Genomic DNA, 3710 nt, shown 5'->3' with positions numbered 1-3710 from the left:
GCTGGCGGGGGGGGCGGGGGCGGCCGACCCGGCGGGGGCCCGCCCCACCGCGTACGGGGCCAGCGCCGCGCCCCGGCCCCGCCCCGCCGCGCGGCTGGCCGGGCGGACGGCCCGCTCCCGGACCCGGGCCGTCGAGGTCGACTACGAGGTCTACCAGCGACAGTTCGGGATCCGCTCGAAGGACTGGCACGACTCGTGCGCCTGGCTCACCGACGAGGACCTGCTCGGCAAGCACGCGGAGCTGTGCGCGGTGCCGCCGGACGCGCGGATGCTGGACGTGTGCTGCGGCAGCGGTGTCGTCGGCGGCGCGTTCCGCGGCCGGGTCGGCGAGATGGTCGGTCTTGACCTCACCCCGGAGATGACCGCGCTCGCCGCCACCCGGCTGGACGTCGTGCAGCAGGGCACCGTCTACGACCTGCCGTTCCCCGACGCCAGTTTCGACCTCGTGGTCACCCGGGAGGTGCTGCATCTGCTGCCCCAGCCGGAGCGGCCGGTGTCGGAGATCTTCCGTGTGCTGCGGCCGGGCGGGCAGTTCATCGTCGGGCAGATCGTGCCGTACGCGGACGTGGACGCGTTCTGGATGTTCCGCGTGTTCAAGAAGAAGCAGCCACTGCTGTACCAGATGTTCCGCGAGGAGGACTTCCGGGCGTTGCTCACCGGCGGCGGGTTCACCGACGTGCGGATGGAGGAGTACTTCCTGTGGGAGTCGATCGACCGGTGGATCGACACCCACGAGACGACACCGGCGAACCGGCAGGAGATCTACCGCCTCTACTACGACGCGCCGCGCGAGGTGCGCGCCGTACACCCGTTCGAGGTGCTGCCTGACGGCTCGGTGCGCGACCGGTGGCGGTGGTGCGTGTACTCGGTGCGGAAACCCGGCCATGCCTAGCCGCACCGTGGATCGCCCGGTCGCCGAGGTCGTACGCGGTCTTGAGGTGCTGCGGCCGCTGCGGGGCACGCCGGTGCCGAACTTCCGCGCGAAGGTGCGCGATCTCGTCGTCGTCGCGTCGAGTTCGCGGGGCGGGTCGAGCATGCTCGCCGAGCTGCTGCGGTCCTCGCCGCACCTGCTGCACCTGCGCGGTGAGCTGAATCCGCTGCTGCGTCTGGTCGGCCTCGACCACCCGCACAGCGGCACCGGATCCGATGTACTGGACGCGGCGCACTGGCACGGGCTTCCGCCACGGTCCCGGGCGCTGTTCGAGGCGGAACTGGCACTGGACGCGGGCTCTCCCGGCACCGGCGTGGAGAACCTGGCGGTGGACGCGGCGTGGCGGCTGGTCATGCAGTGGCCGGGTCTTGGCCTCGATCCCGTCGACCTGGTGCGGACCGCCGAGGCGGTACTGGACCGCGATCTCCCCCGGTTCGCGCGGGCGCTGATCGATATGGCCGGCGTGAACCCGTGGTACTACGACCTTCCCGGGCAGTCACCGGGACCACGACCGGCCGGGCCGCCCGGTGACGTGCTGCTCGAAGAGCCGCCCTTCGTCCTCCCCCGCCCGTGGCGGTCCGCGGACGAACACGATCTCGCCACGAAACCACTGGTGATCAAGACGCCGGGCAACGCCTACCGGCTCGGCTTCCTGCGGGCGGTGTTCCCCAACGCGCGCCTGCGGGTGCTGCACCTGACCAGGAACCCGGCCGCGTCGATCAACGGCCTGGTCGACGGGTGGCTGCACCACGGGTTCCACGCGTACCGGCTGGACGAGCCGCTGCGCATCGCCGGATACGCCGACATGCGGCCGGGCGACCGGCACTGGTGGAAGTTCGACCTGCCACCCTGCTGGCCCGCGTACACCACCGCAGCCCTGCCCCGGGTCTGCGCCCACCAGTGGTGGTCGAGTCACCGTGCGGTGCTCGCGCACGGGGCGGATCACACGGTGCGATTCGAGGACCTGATCAGCGGTGCGCACGCCCGCGCGGACGCCGTCGAGCGGATCACGGACTGGCTGGGGATCCCGTTCGACGGGCCGCTGAAGCGGGCCGCGACCGACGGCATCGCCGCCACTGTGGCCACCGCCGCACCACGCCCCGGCCGGTGGCGGGCGCGGGAGAAGGAAATCCGGTCCGCGCTGAGCGCCGACGTGCTCGCGATGGCGGAGAGGCTTGGCTATGCCCGTGACGACCACTGGATCTGAGCTGAGCACCCACGGCGGCCCGGGGTGGGTCCCCCGGGTGGCATCGCATATGGACGAGGTCGCGGCCGGGGGTGTGTGGGCGCCGTGCGGGTACCGGTCGGAGACGGCCGCGCTGCGGTCGGTGCTGCTGGTCCGCCCGCCGGACAGCATCGCCGCGGTGCGACGGCCGGGGGCCTCGCTCATGCTCGGGCCGGTGGATCTCCCGGCGATGCGGGCGCAGTGCGACGCGCTGGCGGACCGCCTGCGGGACAACGGGGTCGAGGTGCACCTGACGTCCCCCGCGGCGACGCCGAACGTGGTGTTCGCGCGCGACCTGTTCTGGATGACCCCGGCCGGGGCGGTGCTGGCGCGGATGGCGTCGGCGCAGCGGGCCGGCGAGGAACGGCATGCCGCGCTCGCGCTGGCCGAGGCCGGGTTCCCGATCCTGCGCACGGTGTCCGGCACCGCCGTGTTCGAGGGCGCCGACGCGCTGTGGATCGACCCGTCGACGGTGATCGTCGGTACCGGGTTCCGCACGAACGCGGCCGGCGCGGCCGAGGTCGCATCGGCGGTCGCGGAACTGGGGGCGCGGGTGGTGACGGTGCCGCTGGCGCCGGGCGTACAGCACCTGCTGGGGACGGTGGTGTTCCTCGACTCGTCCACCGCCGTCGTCCACCGGGCGGCGAGCCCACCGGAGCTGGCGGCGCTGCTCGCCGAGTACGGCTACCGGGTGATCGCGCTGCCGCCGGACGAGGAACTGCTGGTGCGGCGCGGGATGAATCTGCTGGTGCTCGCGCCGGGGCGGGTGCTGATGCCCGCCGGCTGTCCGGGTATCCGGCGGACGCTGGAGCGGGCGGGTGTGGCCGTCGACGAGATCGACATCGGCGAGTACCTGCGGGCGGCCGGCGGGATCGGCTGCGTGACCGGGGTGGTGCGCCGTGAGCACTGAGAGCCGGTCACTCGGCCGATTACTGAGCCGGGTACACCGTGGGGTCGTCCAGCGGCACCTTCAGCCAAGAGATCATCTGCCGGAGCTGGTGGTACGCCGCGAGCCGCTGCTCGTCGGAATCGGCCTCCTCCGCGGCCGCGATCGGCTCCCACAGGCGCGGCACCATCACCGGCCCGAGTTCGAGCAGGCCGCCGCTGCCGCCGGTGGCCCACTTCGCCAGCACATACCGGACGATCGCGCCGACCGGGATGTCCAGGTTCCGGGACATGCCGCGCACGGTCTCCAGCGGATCGAGGAGCCCGTAGTCGACCACCTCGGCCTTGAAGTTGGCATGCGGGTCGTCCGCCGGCCAGCACCGTTCCCATTGGCGCAGCCGAACCGCCGGCGTACCGGTCGCGTCGTAGGCCAGGTCTTCCATGTCGCCATCCATACCGCCACCCTAAGGGCGGCACCGAGCTTGTCCGACCGGGCAGGAATGAACACCGAAGTGAGGAAAGGAGAACCAGTGAACGAGAACCTTCGTGAGGAGCAAGTCGCGCTCGTTCCGACCGACTCGGGCGCCGCGATCAGCGGCACCGCGACGGCCGACGACGAGGCGATCCGTCAGCAGCTGCGCAGCCTCGGCTACCGCATCTGACCCAACC

5 protein-coding genes are annotated in these 3710 nt (G+C 72.3%); 4 read left to right on the top strand and 1 reads right to left on the bottom strand.

Going from position 1 to position 3710, the window contains the following annotated elements:
• The 3 genes from ACWF94_RS36210 to ACWF94_RS36200 all read left to right on the top strand — a co-directional run.
• Nucleotides 1-892 (top strand): class I SAM-dependent methyltransferase (locus tag ACWF94_RS36210; protein ID WP_453498730.1); only part of this gene is annotated, 892 nt, incomplete at its 5' end.
• Nucleotides 885-2138, top strand: a complete 1254-nt coding sequence (locus tag ACWF94_RS36205) for a sulfotransferase (protein WP_453498727.1) — start codon at nt 885-887, stop codon at nt 2136-2138. The genes ACWF94_RS36210 and ACWF94_RS36205, both read left to right, overlap by 8 nt.
• On the top strand, nt 2119-3066 hold the full coding sequence (locus tag ACWF94_RS36200; protein WP_453498724.1) for a dimethylarginine dimethylaminohydrolase family protein: 948 nt from the start codon (nt 2119-2121) through the stop codon (nt 3064-3066). The genes ACWF94_RS36205 and ACWF94_RS36200 overlap by 20 nt, the downstream gene beginning before the upstream one ends.
• 19 nt (nt 3067-3085) lie before the next feature.
• Here ACWF94_RS36200 and ACWF94_RS36195 read toward each other — a convergent pair whose 3' ends face one another.
• Nucleotides 3086-3496, bottom strand: a complete 411-nt coding sequence (locus ACWF94_RS36195; protein ID WP_453498721.1) for a DUF6027 family protein — start codon at nt 3494-3496, stop codon at nt 3086-3088.
• 75 nt (nt 3497-3571) lie between these two features.
• On the opposite strand from ACWF94_RS36195, the gene ACWF94_RS36190 reads away from it, so the two are divergent.
• The gene (locus ACWF94_RS36190) at nt 3572-3703 is read left to right on the top strand and encodes a hypothetical protein (protein WP_453498718.1); all 132 of its coding nucleotides are present in this window, start codon (nt 3572-3574) and stop codon (nt 3701-3703) included.
• The last annotated feature ends 7 nt before the right edge of the window (nt 3704-3710 follow it).

The sequence above is a fragment of the Streptomyces sp. NPDC055078 genome (assembly GCF_053607985.1).
The sequence above is the reverse complement of the archived record's forward strand: the minus strand, read 5'-3'. Positions and strand labels throughout refer to the sequence as shown.

Coding starts and splice junctions, on each gene's coding strand:
- ACWF94_RS36205 (WP_453498727.1), top strand. CDS start 885: ATGCCTAGCCGCACCGTGGATCGCCCGGTCGCCGAGGTCGTACGCGGT.
- ACWF94_RS36195 (WP_453498721.1), bottom strand. CDS start 3,496: ATGGATGGCGACATGGAAGACCTGGCCTACGACGCGACCGGTACGCCG.